This is a genomic window from Paraburkholderia phenazinium (genome assembly GCF_900141745.1).
Taxonomy (GTDB): Bacteria; Pseudomonadota; Gammaproteobacteria; order Burkholderiales; family Burkholderiaceae; genus Paraburkholderia; species Paraburkholderia phenazinium_B.
Genome location: NZ_FSRM01000001.1, coordinates 2,343,837 through 2,357,395, shown reverse-complemented (window position 1 = coordinate 2,357,395; position 13,559 = coordinate 2,343,837). Strand labels below are relative to the sequence as shown.

11 protein-coding genes are annotated in these 13,559 nt (G+C 63.1%); 3 read left to right on the top strand and 8 right to left on the bottom strand.

All coding sequences use genetic code 11. The features are described 5' to 3' along the window. Positions 1 to 47 precede the first annotated feature (47 nt). Entirely contained in the window at positions 48 to 950 is a 903-nt protein-coding gene (locus BUS06_RS10770; RefSeq protein WP_074264251.1) for a LysR family transcriptional regulator, read from the bottom strand. 176 nt (positions 951 to 1,126) lie between these two features. Between BUS06_RS10770 and BUS06_RS10765 the strand changes: the two genes are divergently transcribed. Together BUS06_RS10765 and aceB are read left to right on the top strand one after the other, a co-directional pair. Next, positions 1,127 to 1,963, top strand: a complete 837-nt coding sequence (locus BUS06_RS10765) for a (S)-2-haloacid dehalogenase (protein ID WP_074264250.1) — start codon at positions 1,127 to 1,129, stop codon at positions 1,961 to 1,963. Positions 1,964 to 2,085: 122 nt separating this feature from the next. Beyond that, positions 2,086 to 3,684 (top strand): malate synthase A, encoded by a 1,599-nt coding sequence (gene aceB / locus BUS06_RS10760; protein WP_074264249.1) that lies wholly within the window; start codon positions 2,086 to 2,088, stop codon positions 3,682 to 3,684. Positions 3,685 to 3,816: 132 nt separating this feature from the next. Here the strand turns inward: aceB and BUS06_RS10755 are convergent, their stop codons facing one another. Continuing rightward, positions 3,817 to 4,218, bottom strand: a complete 402-nt coding sequence (locus BUS06_RS10755) for a gamma-glutamylcyclotransferase family protein (protein ID WP_074264248.1) — start codon at positions 4,216 to 4,218, stop codon at positions 3,817 to 3,819. Between the two features lie 196 nt (positions 4,219 to 4,414). Between BUS06_RS10755 and BUS06_RS10750 the strand changes: the two genes are divergently transcribed. Continuing rightward, entirely contained in the window at positions 4,415 to 5,311 is an 897-nt protein-coding gene (locus BUS06_RS10750; protein WP_074266023.1) for an AraC family transcriptional regulator, read from the top strand. 94 nt (positions 5,312 to 5,405) lie between these two features. On the opposite strand, the gene BUS06_RS10745 is transcribed toward BUS06_RS10750, so the two are convergent. The 6 genes from BUS06_RS10745 to xylA form a co-directional block, all read right to left on the bottom strand. After that, positions 5,406 to 5,870 carry a GNAT family N-acetyltransferase gene (locus tag BUS06_RS10745; RefSeq protein ID WP_074264247.1) on the bottom strand — a complete coding sequence of 155 codons (465 nt, stop codon included), beginning with the start codon at positions 5,868 to 5,870 and terminating at the stop codon, positions 5,406 to 5,408. A gap of 300 nt (positions 5,871 to 6,170) precedes the next feature. After that, entirely contained in the window at positions 6,171 to 7,370 is a 1,200-nt protein-coding gene (locus BUS06_RS10740; RefSeq protein WP_074264246.1) for a sugar ABC transporter permease, read from the bottom strand. Next, positions 7,367 to 8,926 (bottom strand): D-xylose ABC transporter ATP-binding protein, encoded by a 1,560-nt coding sequence (gene xylG / locus BUS06_RS10735; RefSeq protein WP_074264245.1) that lies wholly within the window; start codon positions 8,924 to 8,926, stop codon positions 7,367 to 7,369. The genes BUS06_RS10740 and xylG overlap by 4 nt, the downstream gene beginning before the upstream one ends. Positions 8,927 to 9,041: 115 nt before the next feature. Beyond that, positions 9,042 to 10,070, bottom strand: a complete 1,029-nt coding sequence (gene xylF / locus BUS06_RS10730; RefSeq protein WP_074264244.1) for a D-xylose ABC transporter substrate-binding protein — start codon at positions 10,068 to 10,070, stop codon at positions 9,042 to 9,044. Between the two features lie 280 nt (positions 10,071 to 10,350). Further along, entirely contained in the window at positions 10,351 to 11,829 is a 1,479-nt protein-coding gene (xylB, locus tag BUS06_RS10725; protein ID WP_074264243.1) for a xylulokinase, read from the bottom strand. A 168-nt stretch (positions 11,830 to 11,997) separates the two neighbouring features. Next, positions 11,998 to 13,320: a xylose isomerase gene (xylA, locus tag BUS06_RS10720; RefSeq protein WP_074264242.1), complete on the bottom strand. Its 1,323-nt coding sequence runs from the start codon at positions 13,318 to 13,320 to the stop codon at positions 11,998 to 12,000. Positions 13,321 to 13,559 lie beyond the last annotated feature (239 nt).

The following is a 13,559-nucleotide window of genomic DNA, read 5'->3' as shown; positions in this document are numbered from 1 at the left end:
TCGGAAACCCGCGCGGGGCTTCAATCCGGTCTATGGCGGCCCCGCCCTCACCCCCAATAACCGGGATGACCGTAGGTATGTTTAAGAAAGTCCAGGAACAGCCGCACCCGCAACGGGAGATGGCGGCGCTGCGGAAAAACGGCATGAATACCGATGGGCGGTGCGGCGAACTCATCGAGTACGCTGACGAGCCGTCCGGCCGCGATATCGGTGCCCACTTCCCACCACGAACGCCACGCCAGCCCATAACCCTCGAGACACCACTCGTGCAGCACCGCGCCGTCGGAGCATTCCATCGTGCCGGACACCTTGATCGAGACGACCTTGTCGCCCTGCTGGAACACCCAGCCGCGCTGCTGGTTGGCGCTGGCGCCCAGTGCAAGACAGTTGTGATGGACCAGGTCGGCGAGGCTTTGCGGCGCGCCGCGGCGCGTCAGATAGGCCGGCGACGCCACGCAGACGCGGCGGTTTTCACCGAGCCGCAGCGACACCAGCGACGAATCCGGCAACTCCCCCAGCCGCACTGCGCAATCGAAGCCCTCGTTGACCAGGTCCACCAGCCGGTCGGACAGATCGAGTGTGATCGAGACGTCGGGATGTGCCACGGTAAATGCCGGCACCAGCGGCGCGACATGGCGCCGCCCGAAACCGGCCGGCGCCGATACGCGCAGGTGGCCACTCGCCTTCACGCCGCCCGCCGAGACGCTCGCCTCGGCGTTCTGCATATCGTTGATGACTCGCTGGCAGTCTTCGAGGAACGCCGAGCCCTCGAAGGTCAGCGTGATCTTGCGCGTGGTGCGCACCAGCAGTTTCACGCCCAGCCGCTCTTCGAGCGCATCGATGCGACGGCCGATGATGGCGGGCGCCACGCCTTCGGCCTGCGCCGCCGCCGACAGGCTACCCTTGGCCGCGACGGTGACAAAAGTCTCGATCTGCTTGAAACGGTCCATGAAGTCGCTGAAGCGGGACGCCGGATGCGGGCAAGAGCCCCGACGTTTGCACCGAAAGTAGGAACGGGATTCAGATTAGGTGGGTAAAAGTAAAAGATCAAGTGATGTTTAGCCTATTTTTAAGCGTGGAGCATCACTAATACAATCAGTTTGACCTCGAATTGGAGCGCACGGCAATGTCGGCCACAACGACACTCTCCCCTAAAGCAGTCATTTTCGACGCCTACGGCACGCTGTTCGACGTGCATTCGGTCGTCGCTGCGGCGGAGCAAATGTTCCCCGGCCACGGCGATGCGCTCTCGCAGCTATGGCGGCAAAAGCAGATCGAATACAGCCAGTTGCGCACGCTTGCCGATCCCACCGGCGCACGCTATCAACCGTTCTGGAACATCACGCGCGATGCGCTGCGCTTCGCCGCGCACAAGCTCGGCCTCACGCTCAATCGCTCGGCGGAAAAGCGTCTGATGGATGAATACGCGTGCCTGTCGGCGTTCCCGGATGCAGTGCCCGCGCTGCGCCGGTTGCGTGAGCCGCGCGAGCGGCATGCCGAAGCGGCAAAGGCGCCACAAACGGTTGTAGACGTTCAAGGCACTCCGGGCACTCAATCTCAGTCAGCCGCGCTCGGTCTCGCCATTCTGTCCAACGGCAATCCGCAGATGCTCGACATCGCCGTCAAGAGCGCCGGCATGAGCGGACTGTTCGATCACGTCCTTTCAGTCGACACGGTCCGCGCCTACAAGCCAGCACCCGCCGCCTACACACTCGGCACGCAGGCATTCGGCGTCGAGCCGGGCGAGATCGTGTTCGTCTCGTCGAACGGCTGGGACGCGGCCGGCGCGAACTGGTTCGGCTACACCACGTTCTGGATCAACCGGCAAGGCGTCCCCGCTGAAGAGCTAGGCGTCACGCCCCATGGCACGGGCCGGAGCATGAACGACCTGCTCGCTTTTTTGCACACCCTCACAGCACCCGACGAGAGCCGCAGCCGCACGCGCCACAGCCCTGGCGCATGACGGCAACCGCAACCGTACCGGATGCCTGCAACGCAGTTCCACCCAACCTCGCGCATCTCAATCGCTGTTTAACCGCATTTGAAAATTTGCAGTTTTGCAATCTGACCGACCAAGGAGAAAACATGGCGAACCCGCTTTCATCGCAGTTGCCGCAGGGCATGGAAATTACCGGCGAGATCAAGCCCGGCTATGAAGCGATCCTCACCCGCGACGCGCTCGAACTCGTCGCCGCGCTGCATCGCACGTTCGAGCCGCGTCGCCAGGCGCTGCTGAAAGCGCGCGTCGAACGCACGAAACGGCTCGATGCCGGTGAGCGTCCCGACTTCCTCGCTGAGACGAAGAGCATCCGCGAACGCGACTGGAAGATCGCACCGCTGCCGCAGGACCTGCAATGCCGCCGCGTGGAAATCACCGGGCCGGTCGAGCGCAAGATGATCATCAACGCGCTGAATTCCGGCGCGGATTCGTACATGACCGACTTCGAAGATTCGAACGCACCGAGTTGGGACAACCAGATCACCGGCCACATCAATCTGAAGGACGCCGTGCGCCGGACCATCTCGCTCGAACAGAACGGCAAGTCGTACAAGCTCAACGACAAGGTTGCGACGCTGATCGTGCGTCCGCGCGGCTGGCACCTCGACGAGAAGCATGTGAAGGTCGACGGTCAGCGCGTCTCGGGCGGCATTTTCGATTTCGCACTGTTCCTGTTCCACAACGCGAAGGAACTGGTCGCACGCGGCTCAGGGCCTTACTTCTATCTGCCGAAGATGGAGAGCCATCTCGAAGCGCGTCTGTGGAACGAGATCTTCGTTGCCGCACAGGAAGCGGTCGGCGTGCCGCGTGGCACGATCCGCGCAACGGTGCTGATCGAAACGATCCTCGCCGCGTTCGAAATGGACGAGATTCTGTACGAACTGCGCGAACACAGCTCGGGGCTGAACGCCGGCCGTTGGGACTACATATTTTCAGCCATCAAGAAGTTCAAGAGCGACCGCGATTTCTGCCTCGCCGACCGCTCGCAGATCACCATGACGTCGCCGTTCATGCGTGCCTACGCGCTGTTGTTGCTGAAGACGTGCCATCGTCGCAATGCGCCGGCCATCGGCGGCATGAGCGCGCTGATTCCGATCAAGAACGATCCGGCCGCAAACGACAAGGCCATGGGCGGTGTGCGCTCGGACAAGGCGCGCGATGCCGGCGACGGTTACGACGGCGGCTGGGTCGCGCACCCGGGTCTCGTGCCGATCGCGATGGAAGAGTTCGTCAAGGTATTGGGCGACCAGCCGAACCAGATCGGCAAGCAACGCACCGATGTCGAAGTGAGCGGGAAAGATCTGACCGACTTCCGACCGGAAGCGCCGATCACCGAAGCGGGTCTGCGCAACAACATCAACGTGGGGATTCACTACCTTGGTTCGTGGCTCGCGGGCAATGGCTGCGTGCCGATCCACAACCTGATGGAAGACGCCGCAACCGCGGAGATTTCGCGCTCGCAGGTGTGGCAATGGATTCGCTCGCCGAAGGGCGCGCTCGACGACGGCCGCAAGGTCACCGCAGAACTGGTGCGCGAACTGTCGAAGCAGGAACTCGGGAAGGTGAAGCAGGCGGTGGGTGGCGATACGCAACCGTATGACCGCGCGGCGGAAATCTTCGAGGAGATGTCGACCTCGGAGCAGTTCACCGACTTCCTGACGCTGCCGCTGTACGAAGAGATCTGAAGTACGTTTCCATGCCGCGCTGCTGCCCAATGCAGCAGCGCGGTTCGCAAGGCTGACCGACCGGACGGCCCAGCAGGCTCAGGCTTGCCGGGCCGTTTTTTTATGGCGGCGAGTGCGACTCGTGCGAGCGTTCTAACGCGAGCGGCGATACGCAACCCAGTCGCCCGAACGAATCTCGGGCAAGCCCTCCACCGCTCGTTCCGTGACCGGGTAGAAGCGGCAGGCAAGCGGTACGCCGTCCACGTCGACCGTCACCTCACGGGCCAGAAACAGGCCTTCGACACCCGGATAAATCTCCTCGATTTCATCGAGCACGGCGACCAGATCCGGATCGATTTCATAGACATCGCCATGCACGGGCGAACCCGCCTCGCTGGGCACGAGCCCGGGGTAGGCGCCGAAGTCGAACAGACGGCCGCGCACCGTGGCCGTACCGAGCAGCGTGGGTTCAGCAATGTCGTGCCGGGCAGCGGCCTGGCTGATGTCGTTGATCTCGCCGGCCCTCAAGGTGCCGTACACGAAAACCTTCTGCATCGTAGGGAATCCTCTCGCTTGAATTAAGCCGGGGCCACTGATGCCTCTTCTCGCCCGGCGAAACGGATCGGATGCATTATGCCTGCGCCATCATCGCCAGCGGTCCGCGAAAAAATCACCGCTTAAGAGTCTTGCCGCGCAACGCCCTACAATGGGAGCCAACAAACCGTTCCGGGTTCCGCCCGGTGTCGCCGTCATGAATGCATCAGACGCTCTCCCGCTTTCGACTCAGGTCGAGTTCTCCGATATTCCGCCGGAGTTCGCGCCAACCCGCACCCATCCGATCCGCGTGCGCTCGCGGCCCATGGCAGCCGGCGTGCACATCGCCCGTCACACCCATGCCTGGGCCCAGGTTGCGTATGCATCGCGCGGCGTGCTGCGCGTCGGCACGCAGGGCACCACGTGGATGGTGCCGCCGTCGCGCGCGATCTGGATGCCGCCACACGTGACGCACGAGGTGGTGATCGTCGAGGAGGCGTTCTTGCGGACGCTGTATATCGACGAACACGCGGCGCCGCCGGGACTCGACGCATGCCGCGTCGTCGAAGTATCGAATCTGCTGCGCGAAGTCATCGCCGCGCTCGATGAACCCGGCCTCTCGGCGACCCGCGAACAGGTGCTCGGAGCGCTGGCGCTCGACGAGCTGACCCGCTCCGAGCCGCTACCGCTGTCTGTGCCGATGCCCAACGAAAAGCGCCTGCGCGCGCTGTGCGAAGCGGTGATTGCCAACCCCGCCAATACGGATTCGCTCGAACAGTGGGCCGCGAGTGTCGGCGCGAGTACCCGCACGATTGCGCGGCTGTTTCGTCACGAGTTGGGCGTCAGCTTTTCGCAGTGGCGTCAGCAGGCGCTGCTCGCCCGCGCGATTCCGTTGTTGAGCCAAGGCAGGCCACTTGCGCACGTCGCGCAGGAGCTGGGTTATCAGAGCCAGAGCGCGTTTTCGGCGATGTTCCGGCGCGCGTTCGGCAGGAGTCCACGCGCGTTCATGGAGCGGGGTGCGGAACGCGTCGAGAGCGAGCGCGGTGCAGAAGCCAGTGAGGATGACTTGCCGGATGGCGCGCAGATGGCGGATGCGCCGGAGTTCGACCGTTGACTGGCGCTGAATAAACGACTTGCTACAGAACCAGGCAAGCGGGACTTTGAGCGGTACGCCAACCGGCGCGCGCGGCAACGCCGCCCGCTACACGCTAAACGCGCCGCGCCAGGTGGCGAATCGCGCCCAGTTGCGCCAGGCGCGGCCCGGCAAGCTTGTAACCCATGCGCAGATAAAGCCGCGCAGCGGGATTGTCGACGAACACCCGCAGTTGCAGCTCGCGCAAACCGCGCTCACGCGCCCATTGATGCGAGATCTCCAGCATATAGGTGCCCGCGCCGCGGCGCCGGTAGCCATCGGCGATCTGCACGTCACGGATATGCAGCGAGTCGCCCTCCTCCGTGATGCGCAGCACGCCGGCTGCGTGACCGTCCATTTCGAGAATGTAGTTTTCCGACTCGCGCCAGCTTCCAAGAAACAGATCGCTGCGCCAGACGAGGTGGTGCCGTTTGTAGTAGCCGCCCATGTTGTTGCGCGTCAGCGCTTCGGCGAACGCGAAGTCGTCCATGCTGGCCTTGCGCAACTGGAACGGCGACGGAGCTTCGGTAGGGACGAACATGACGCGGCGGGCAAATGATGATCCGCACAAAGGTAAAACACGCCGCGCGCGCTGGCAATGGCTGTTTGTCCCGAGAACGGGGAAGACCGGCGAAATGACGCAAAAAGCCACCATGGAAGGCCATTGAGACCGCTTGAGGCGCAGCGATTGCGTGAGCGGCAGTTGCGGAAGTTGACGTTATGCTTACATGCGCATCCGCCGGCATTCGCGCGGCACGCCATGCAGACGCCCGGCGCGTGCCGTTCGACAATCCGTTGCACCGCATCATGCTACCCGCACTCGCTCTGCCTCGAGCGCGTATCACCGCCGGTTCGATCCCGACACCACATCGATCCACACCGCCAGCACGAGGATGCTGCCTTTGACGATCATCTGCCAATAGGCATCCACGTCGAGCATGGACATGCCGTTGTCGAGACTCGCCATCACCAGCGCGCCGATCAAGGCCCCGTACACCGTCCCGGAGCCGCCACGCATCGACGTACCGCCGATAAAACACGCCGCAATCGCATCGAGCTCACCCATCGATCCCGCCGAGGGCGAGCCCGCCGCCAGGCGCGCCGTATTGACGATGCCGCCGAACGCGCACATCAGCCCCATCAGCGCGAAAATCGCCAGCTTCACCCGGTTCGTGTTCACGCCTGATAGCCGCGTCGCTTCCAAGTTCGAACCGACCGCATAAATGCGCCGGCCGAACACGGTTTGCGTGGCGATCCACGTAAAGATGCCGAGCAACGCCAGCAGCAACAGCACCGGCACGGGAATGCCGCCGTAGCGGTCGAGCGTCGCCACGAACGCCAGCAGGATCACCCCGGCGCCTACGATCTTCGCCGCGTCCTGCCAGACGGGTACCACTGGCAACTGGTAGCGTTGACGGTTGCGCCGCTGCCGCACGGTCAGGAGCGCCAGCAATGCAAACAGCACGACCGCAAGCGTATCGCCCGCAAACTGCGGCAAATAACCCTGCCCGACGAACACAAAGCTGTCGGACACCGGTGCGATGGTGGAACCGCCCGTCACGCCGAGCAGAATGCCGCGATACGCCAGCATGCCGCCGAGGCCCACGATAAACGACGGCACGCGCCGGTACGTCGACCACCAGCCGTTGAAAAGACCCACCAGCACACCGAGCACCATCACCACCGGCACGGTGACGCCGATGGGCCAATGCCGGTTGACGTCGAGAATCGCCGCGACGCCGCCGAGCAGACCGAGCAGCGAGCCCACCGACAAATCGATCTCGCCCGCAATGATGACGAACACCATGCCGCACGCCAGCATCCCGGTGATCGACATCTGCCGCAGCAGATTCGACAGATTGCGCGGCGTGATGAACGCGCCGCTGGTGAGGAACGAGAAGAAGATCCAGATGGCTGCCACGGCGAACAGCAGCGCGAGAATCTTGTAGCGTGCGAACAGTTGCTGCACGCGCTGCGCGCCGCCGAACGAAGCGTTCGCCGCAGCGTCTTTGGGGGGTTGGGAAGTGACGTCGGGAGTCATGCTGCGCTCGCTTCGGTTGGGTTCGTGGTTCGCTGCACCGGACGGATCGCCGCCGTGAGAATGTCTTCTTGCGTGAGGCCGTCGTTGATGAAATCGCCGCGCAATTCGCCCTCGCCGATCACCAGCACGCGATCGCTGATGCCCAGTACCTCGGGCATCTCCGACGACACCATCACGATCGACATGCCGCGGTGCGCGAGCTGCACGATCAGTTTGTAGATTTCGTATTTGGCACCGACGTCGACGCCGCGGGTCGGCTCGTCGAGGATCAGCACCTTCGGATCGGTTAGCAGCATGCGGGTGAGCACGGCCTTCTGCTGGTTGCCGCCGGAGAGGCTCGCAATCGACAGCATCGGATGCGCCGCGCGCACCGAGAGCCGCTTCATCTCCGTATGAATGGTATCGAGCTCGGCCGCCGAATCGATTCGCGCGCCCCTGGCAAAGCGCTGCAACACCGACAGCGTGATGTTGTGCCCCACGCTCAGGTGCGGCACGATGCCGTGGCGCTTGCGATCCTCGGGCACCATGCCGATGCCGGCGCGAATCGCATCGGCGGGTGCGCGTATTTTCAGGGGCTTACCGTCGAGCAGCACCGTTGCCTCGCTCACGCCGGGATAGGCGCCGAAGATCGCCTGCATCAGCTCCGTGCGCCCCGCTCCCACCAGGCCCGCCACGCCGAGTATCTCGCCGCGTCTTAAGGTGAACGACACATCGTCGACCCGTTTGCGGCGCGGATTGGTCACGTCGAAACACGTCACGTGGCGTGCCTCGAAGATCACGTCGCCGAGCGGCCGCGGCTCGCGAGGAAACAGATTGGTAATCTCGCGGCCCACCATCATCGCGATGATGCGGTCGGTGGTCAGCGCGCGCATCGGTTCGGTGGAGACATGCCGGCCATCGCGGATCACGGTAATGGTGTCGCAGACGGCTTCCACTTCGTCGAGCTTGTGCGAGATATACACGCAGGCCACGCCACGCCGCTTCAGATCGCGCACGATGTCCAGCAGAATCTGCGTTTCCGAACTGGTGAGAGACGACGACGGTTCGTCGAGAATCAGCAGCTTCGCGCGCTTGTTGAGCGCCTTGGCGATCTCGATCAGCTGTTGATGGCCGCCGCCGTAGTTCATCACCGGCTGCGCCACATTGATGCCTTCGATATGCAGCTCGCGCAGCAGTTCGTCGGCGCGCTGGAACATCGCGGCGTAGTTCATGCGGCCGCCCGGCAGCGTGATTTCATTGCCGAGAAAGATGTTCTCCGCCACCGAGAGCTCCGGCACCAGCATCAACTCCTGGTGGATGATCACGATCCCGGCGCGCTCCGTGTCGCGCACGTTCATGGCCTTCAGCGGCTGCCCTTCCCAGAGGATCTCGCCATCCCAGGTGCCGTACGGATAGACCCCGGACAGCACCTTCATCAGCGTCGATTTGCCCGCGCCGTTCTCGCCGCACAGGCCGACGCATTCGCCCGGCGACACGGCCAGATCGATACCGTCCAGAGCCTTCACGCCGGAAAACGCTTTGACGATGCCGTGCATCGCCAGCAAAGATTGCGTCATTCGCTTTTGCCTCGCTGCAAAGCGCGCGCCGACGCGGTTGCGCTCAACACGCAACAGGCGCCATCGCGCGCGGTCCCGCTTATTGGCCCATTCATTGGCCCACTCATCGACCTGCTTACTGGCTCGCGAGCTGCGCCTGAGTGTAGAAGCCGTCCTTTATGACGACATCCACATTGCTCTTGGTCAACAGCGTCGGCTGCAGCAGAATGGTGTCGACCTTCTTCTTGCCGTTGTCGTACTGCGCGTTGTAGGCAGACTTGTCGCCCTTCGCGAGTTGCACGGCGAGGTTCGCGGCCTGGCTGGCGATCAGCTTGAGCGGCTTGTAGACGGTCATCGTCTGCGTGCCGTCAATCAGGCGCCTGACGGCTGCGAGGTCCGCGTCCTGGCCCGATACCGGCACCTTGCCAGCCATGTGCTGCGCTGCCAGCGCCTGAATCGCACCGCCCGCCGTGCCGTCGTTCGACGCCACCACGGCATCGATCTTGTTGTTGTTCGCGGTCAGCGCATCTTCCATGATGCGCAGGGCCGTGGACGCACTCCACTCCGGCACCCACTGCTGACCGACCACCTTGATATCGCCGCGGTCGATAGCAGGCTTGAGGATCTTCATCTGACCTTCACGCAACATCTTGGCGTTGTTGTCCGTGGGCGCACCTCCGAGCATGAAGTAGTTGCCCTTCGGTTGCGCGTTGTAGACGCCCTGGGCCTGCAATTCGCCGACCTTCTCGTTGTCGAACGAGATGTAGGCGTCGATATCGGCATCGAGAATCAGCCGGTCGTACGACACGACCTTGATGCCTGCCTTCTTCGCTTCGGCCACCACATTGCCGAGCGTCTTCGAATTGAACGGCACGATCACGATCACATCGACGCCGCGCGAGATCAGGTTTTCGATCTGCGAGATCTGCCGCTCTTCGCTGGCGTCGGCTGACTGCACCGAGACCTTGGCGCCGAGTTTTTCGGCTGCGGCCACGAAATAGTCGCGGTCGCGCGACCAGCGTTCGACGCGCAGGTCGTCGATACAGAAACCGATTTCCGGATGATCCTTGCTTGCATGCGCCAGCGGTGCAGCGAGCGACAAACTGGCGAGCACGGCTCCGCACACCAGTGAACTCAAAACGGAACGACGCGTTGAAAATTTCATGTCTCACTCCTCTCTTTTATAACCGGCAACACCGGGCTAACGGCCTGCGCGGCGAACCGCGCGGCCGGATACACGACTAACGATGGACTACCCCTTAGTACCCCTTACCGGCGCGGCCATTGCGGCTGCGCATTGCTTTAAGCTCCTCTATTCGGCGTCCTCGCGGGCGACGTTTTCACCAAGGCGACGCTTCCCTCCGCGAGATTTCACCGGGCAACACCTCACCGCGCGACGTCTCGCCGCGACCAGGCATCAGACATGAAACCTCAGGTGCTCGGCACTACGCGTCTGCGGCAAACACGGGCTCAAGTGCCCGGTACAGCGCATGAAACGTCGGACGACGTTCATTGCGATACCACGCGTGACGCACCATGTCCGGTTCACGCACGGCGAGAATTTCCGGCGTCGGGCAGATAGCCTCAAGCGGCGCACCAGGTTCGAGCGCCAGATGCGCAAGCCGTGCCGCGCCCAGCGCCGGCCCAACCTCACCGCCCGCACGCAAGGTCAGCGGACGCCCGAAGATATCCGCCAGCATCTGGGTCCAGTAAGCGCTGCGCGAGCCGCCACCGATCACCGAAATATCGTCAGGCACGAGACCGGCAGCGTGCAGTGCATCCATGCCGTCGAGCAAGGCAAAGCCGACGCCTTCGAGCGTGGCGTTCGCCAGATCCGCACGGCTGGTCTGCGGCGCGAGGCCATAGAACACACCCTTCGCGTTGACGTTGTTGTGCGGCGTGCGCTCGCCGGTCAGATACGGCAGAAACCACGGCCGCCGGTCGCGTGCCTGAGCTTCGGCATCGGCGAGCAGTGCGGCCACATCGGCGTAGCCCGTCAGTTGTGCAGTGAAATCGAGGCAACCGGCAGCGTTGAGCATCACCGACATCAGATGCCAGGTCTGCGGCAAGGCATGACAGAAGCTATGGACTGCTGACGCAGGGTTGGCGAGGAAGCCGTCGGAGACCGCGAAATACACACCGGATGTGCCGAGCGAAAGCATCGCCTGCTTCGGCTTGACGATACCCACGCCCACGGCACCGGCCGCGTTGTCGCCGCCACCTGCGATCACGGGAATTTCACCGATTCCCCACTCGCGTGCGAGTTCGGGTTTGAGCGTGCCCGTCACGCGATTGCCTTCGAACACTTCAGGCATCTGCTCACGCGTGAGTCCGCAGGCGGACAGCAACGCGCTGCTATAGTCGCGCTGCGCCACGTCGAGCCAGAGCGTACCTGCGGCATCGGAAGGATCGGTGGCGAAGCCGCCGGTCAGGCAATAGCGCAGATAGTCTTTCGGCAGCAGCACCTTGGCGATGCGGGAAAAAATCTCCGGTTCGTGTTTGCGGACCCAGAGCAGTTTGGGCGCCGTGAACCCTGGCATGGCAAGATTTCCTGCCACCGTTCGAAGTTGCGGCACGGCTGTTTCGAGTTCGCGGCATTCGGCATCCGAACGTCCGTCGTTCCATAGAATCGCCGGTCGCAATACGTCGCCTTGCGCGTCGAGCAGCGTTGCGCCGTGCATCTGGCCCGTCAGACCCAGTGCCTCGATCTGCGTTGCGCCAATCCCGGCTGCGCGCGCCTGTTCGAGCAGATCGCCCACCGCCGCCCTGGTGGCATTCCACCAGTCGTGCGGATCCTGTTCAGACCAGCGCGGCTGTGGCCGGCTGACGGTCAGCGCGTGCGCCGCCGTGCAGCGTACGCGGCCATCGCGGTCGAGTAGCACGGCCTTGACGCCTGACGTGCCGAGGTCGATACCGATGAACATGTCTCCATCCTCGTTTTGCGCCAGTATGCGCAATCGCCAACGGCTGCGCGATTGCGAAACTGGCCAGTCGTCCTAACGTTTTTTCATGCCCATCGAATGGGCTCTGCGCGTTCCACGTCATCGCGCACGGCACGGCGCCTTAACGCAGCGCCACGCCGCGTCGCGCATTCAGCGCAGACCGTAGACAGCCTGGTTGACGATGTTTTCCAGCCGCTCCTGCTGGCCGCTCGCATGCTGCGGGTTCACCCCGCGGCCGACCGCGTCGCCAGCAAGCTCCGACAGCGAATAGCCGCCAGAAAGGATTTTGCGGCCGAACTCCGTCTCCCAGCCGGCGTAACGCTCGCGCTTGAACTTTTCGAGCCGGTCGTTTTGGATCAGCACGGCAGCCCGCTCGACCGCGAGCGCGAGGTTGTCGATCGCGCCGATATGCCCGAAGAACAGGTCTTCCGCATCGACGCTCTGACGCCGCACCTTGGAGTCGAAGTTCATCCCGCCGGTCGAAAAACCGCCGTGCCGGAGGATTTCATAAAGCGCGAGCGTCAGTTCCTCGACGCTGTTCGGAAACTGGTCCGTGTCCCAGCCGTTTTGCGGATCACCGCGGTTGGCATCCACGCTGCCGAAAATGCCGAGTGCAAACGCCGTGGCGATCTCGTGATGGAACGAGTGCCCCGCCAGCGTCGCATGATTGGCCTCGATATTGACGCGGATCTCGTTCTGCAGGCCGTATTGCGTGAGAAACCCATGCACGGCGGCGACGTCGTAATCGTATTGATGCTTGGTCGGCTCCTGCGGTTTCGGCTCGATGAGCAGCGTACCCTTGAAGCCGATCTTGTGCTTATGCTCGACCACCATGTTGAGAAACCGCGCAAACTGATCGCGCTCGCGCACCAGGTCGGTATTGAGTAGCGTGTCGTAGCCTTCGCGGCCGCCCCACAGCACATAGTTCTCTCCGCCGAGCCGTTGCGTGGCGTCGAGCGCATGGCGTACCTGGGTGGCGGCAAACGCAAACACATCGGGGTTCGGGCTGGTTGCCGCGCCGCCCGCATAGCGCGGATGTGAGAACAGGTTGGCCGTGCCCCACAGAAGCTTGACGCCGGTATCCTGCTGCTTGCGCGCCAGATAGTCGCTGATGCGCGTGAAATTCTCGCTGTACTCCTTGATGCTCGCGCCTTCCGGAGCCACGTCGGTATCGTGGAATGTATAGTAAGGGGTACCGAGCTTCGAGAAGAATTCGAACGCGGCGTCGGCCTTCCGATGCGCGCGCTCCATGGCGTCGCCGGGCTGCTGCCACGGACGCACGAAGGTGCCCTGCCCGAAGATATCGACACCCGGCCATACGAACGTATGCCAGTAGCACACGGCAATGCGCAGATGCTCTTCGAGCGTCTTGCCGAGCACACGTTTAGTGCGGTCGTAGTGATGGAAAGCGAGCGGATTGTCCGATTGCGGACCTTCGTAGCGAACGGCGGGAATGTGTTCGAAGTAGGACATGAGTGTCTCCATTAATTGTTGCAGTGCAACCCGTGCGGCAGCGCCTGGCCGGGTTCGACAAGCTGTCGCCATGCTGCCGCGCGCGGCCTGTGCCCGCAATTGCGAAATTGCGCAGCATGGTTAATGTTTCTCACCGCCCGCGCTGTTGGCGTGCACACGCAATGCAATCCGGGCCTAAAATAACCGGACACTTAAAAACCGGCGCGGCCAGGCTAGCCGCGCCCCATATGGAGACAATG

Bases quoted from the DNA above. Each gene is read 5' to 3' on its own strand.
- aceB (WP_074264249.1), top strand. From the start codon at position 2,086: ATGGCGAACCCGCTTTCATCGCAGTTGCCGCAGGGCATGGAAATTACC.
- BUS06_RS10750 (WP_074266023.1), top strand. From the start codon at position 4,415: ATGAATGCATCAGACGCTCTCCCGCTTTCGACTCAGGTCGAGTTCTCC.
- xylB (WP_074264243.1), bottom strand. From the start codon at position 11,829: ATGTTCATCGGTATCGACCTCGGCACGTCAGGCGTCAAGGCCGTGCTA.
- BUS06_RS10765 (WP_074264250.1), top strand. From the start codon at position 1,127: ATGTCGGCCACAACGACACTCTCCCCTAAAGCAGTCATTTTCGACGCC.
- xylA (WP_074264242.1), bottom strand. From the start codon at position 13,320: ATGTCCTACTTCGAACACATTCCCGCCGTTCGCTACGAAGGTCCGCAA.
- BUS06_RS10745 (WP_074264247.1), bottom strand. From the start codon at position 5,870: ATGTTCGTCCCTACCGAAGCTCCGTCGCCGTTCCAGTTGCGCAAGGCC.
- xylG (WP_074264245.1), bottom strand. From the start codon at position 8,926: ATGACGCAATCTTTGCTGGCGATGCACGGCATCGTCAAAGCGTTTTCC.
- BUS06_RS10755 (WP_074264248.1), bottom strand. From the start codon at position 4,218: ATGCAGAAGGTTTTCGTGTACGGCACCTTGAGGGCCGGCGAGATCAAC.
- BUS06_RS10770 (WP_074264251.1), bottom strand. From the start codon at position 950: ATGGACCGTTTCAAGCAGATCGAGACTTTTGTCACCGTCGCGGCCAAG.
- xylF (WP_074264244.1), bottom strand. From the start codon at position 10,070: ATGAAATTTTCAACGCGTCGTTCCGTTTTGAGTTCACTGGTGTGCGGA.
- BUS06_RS10740 (WP_074264246.1), bottom strand. From the start codon at position 7,370: ATGACTCCCGACGTCACTTCCCAACCCCCCAAAGACGCTGCGGCGAAC.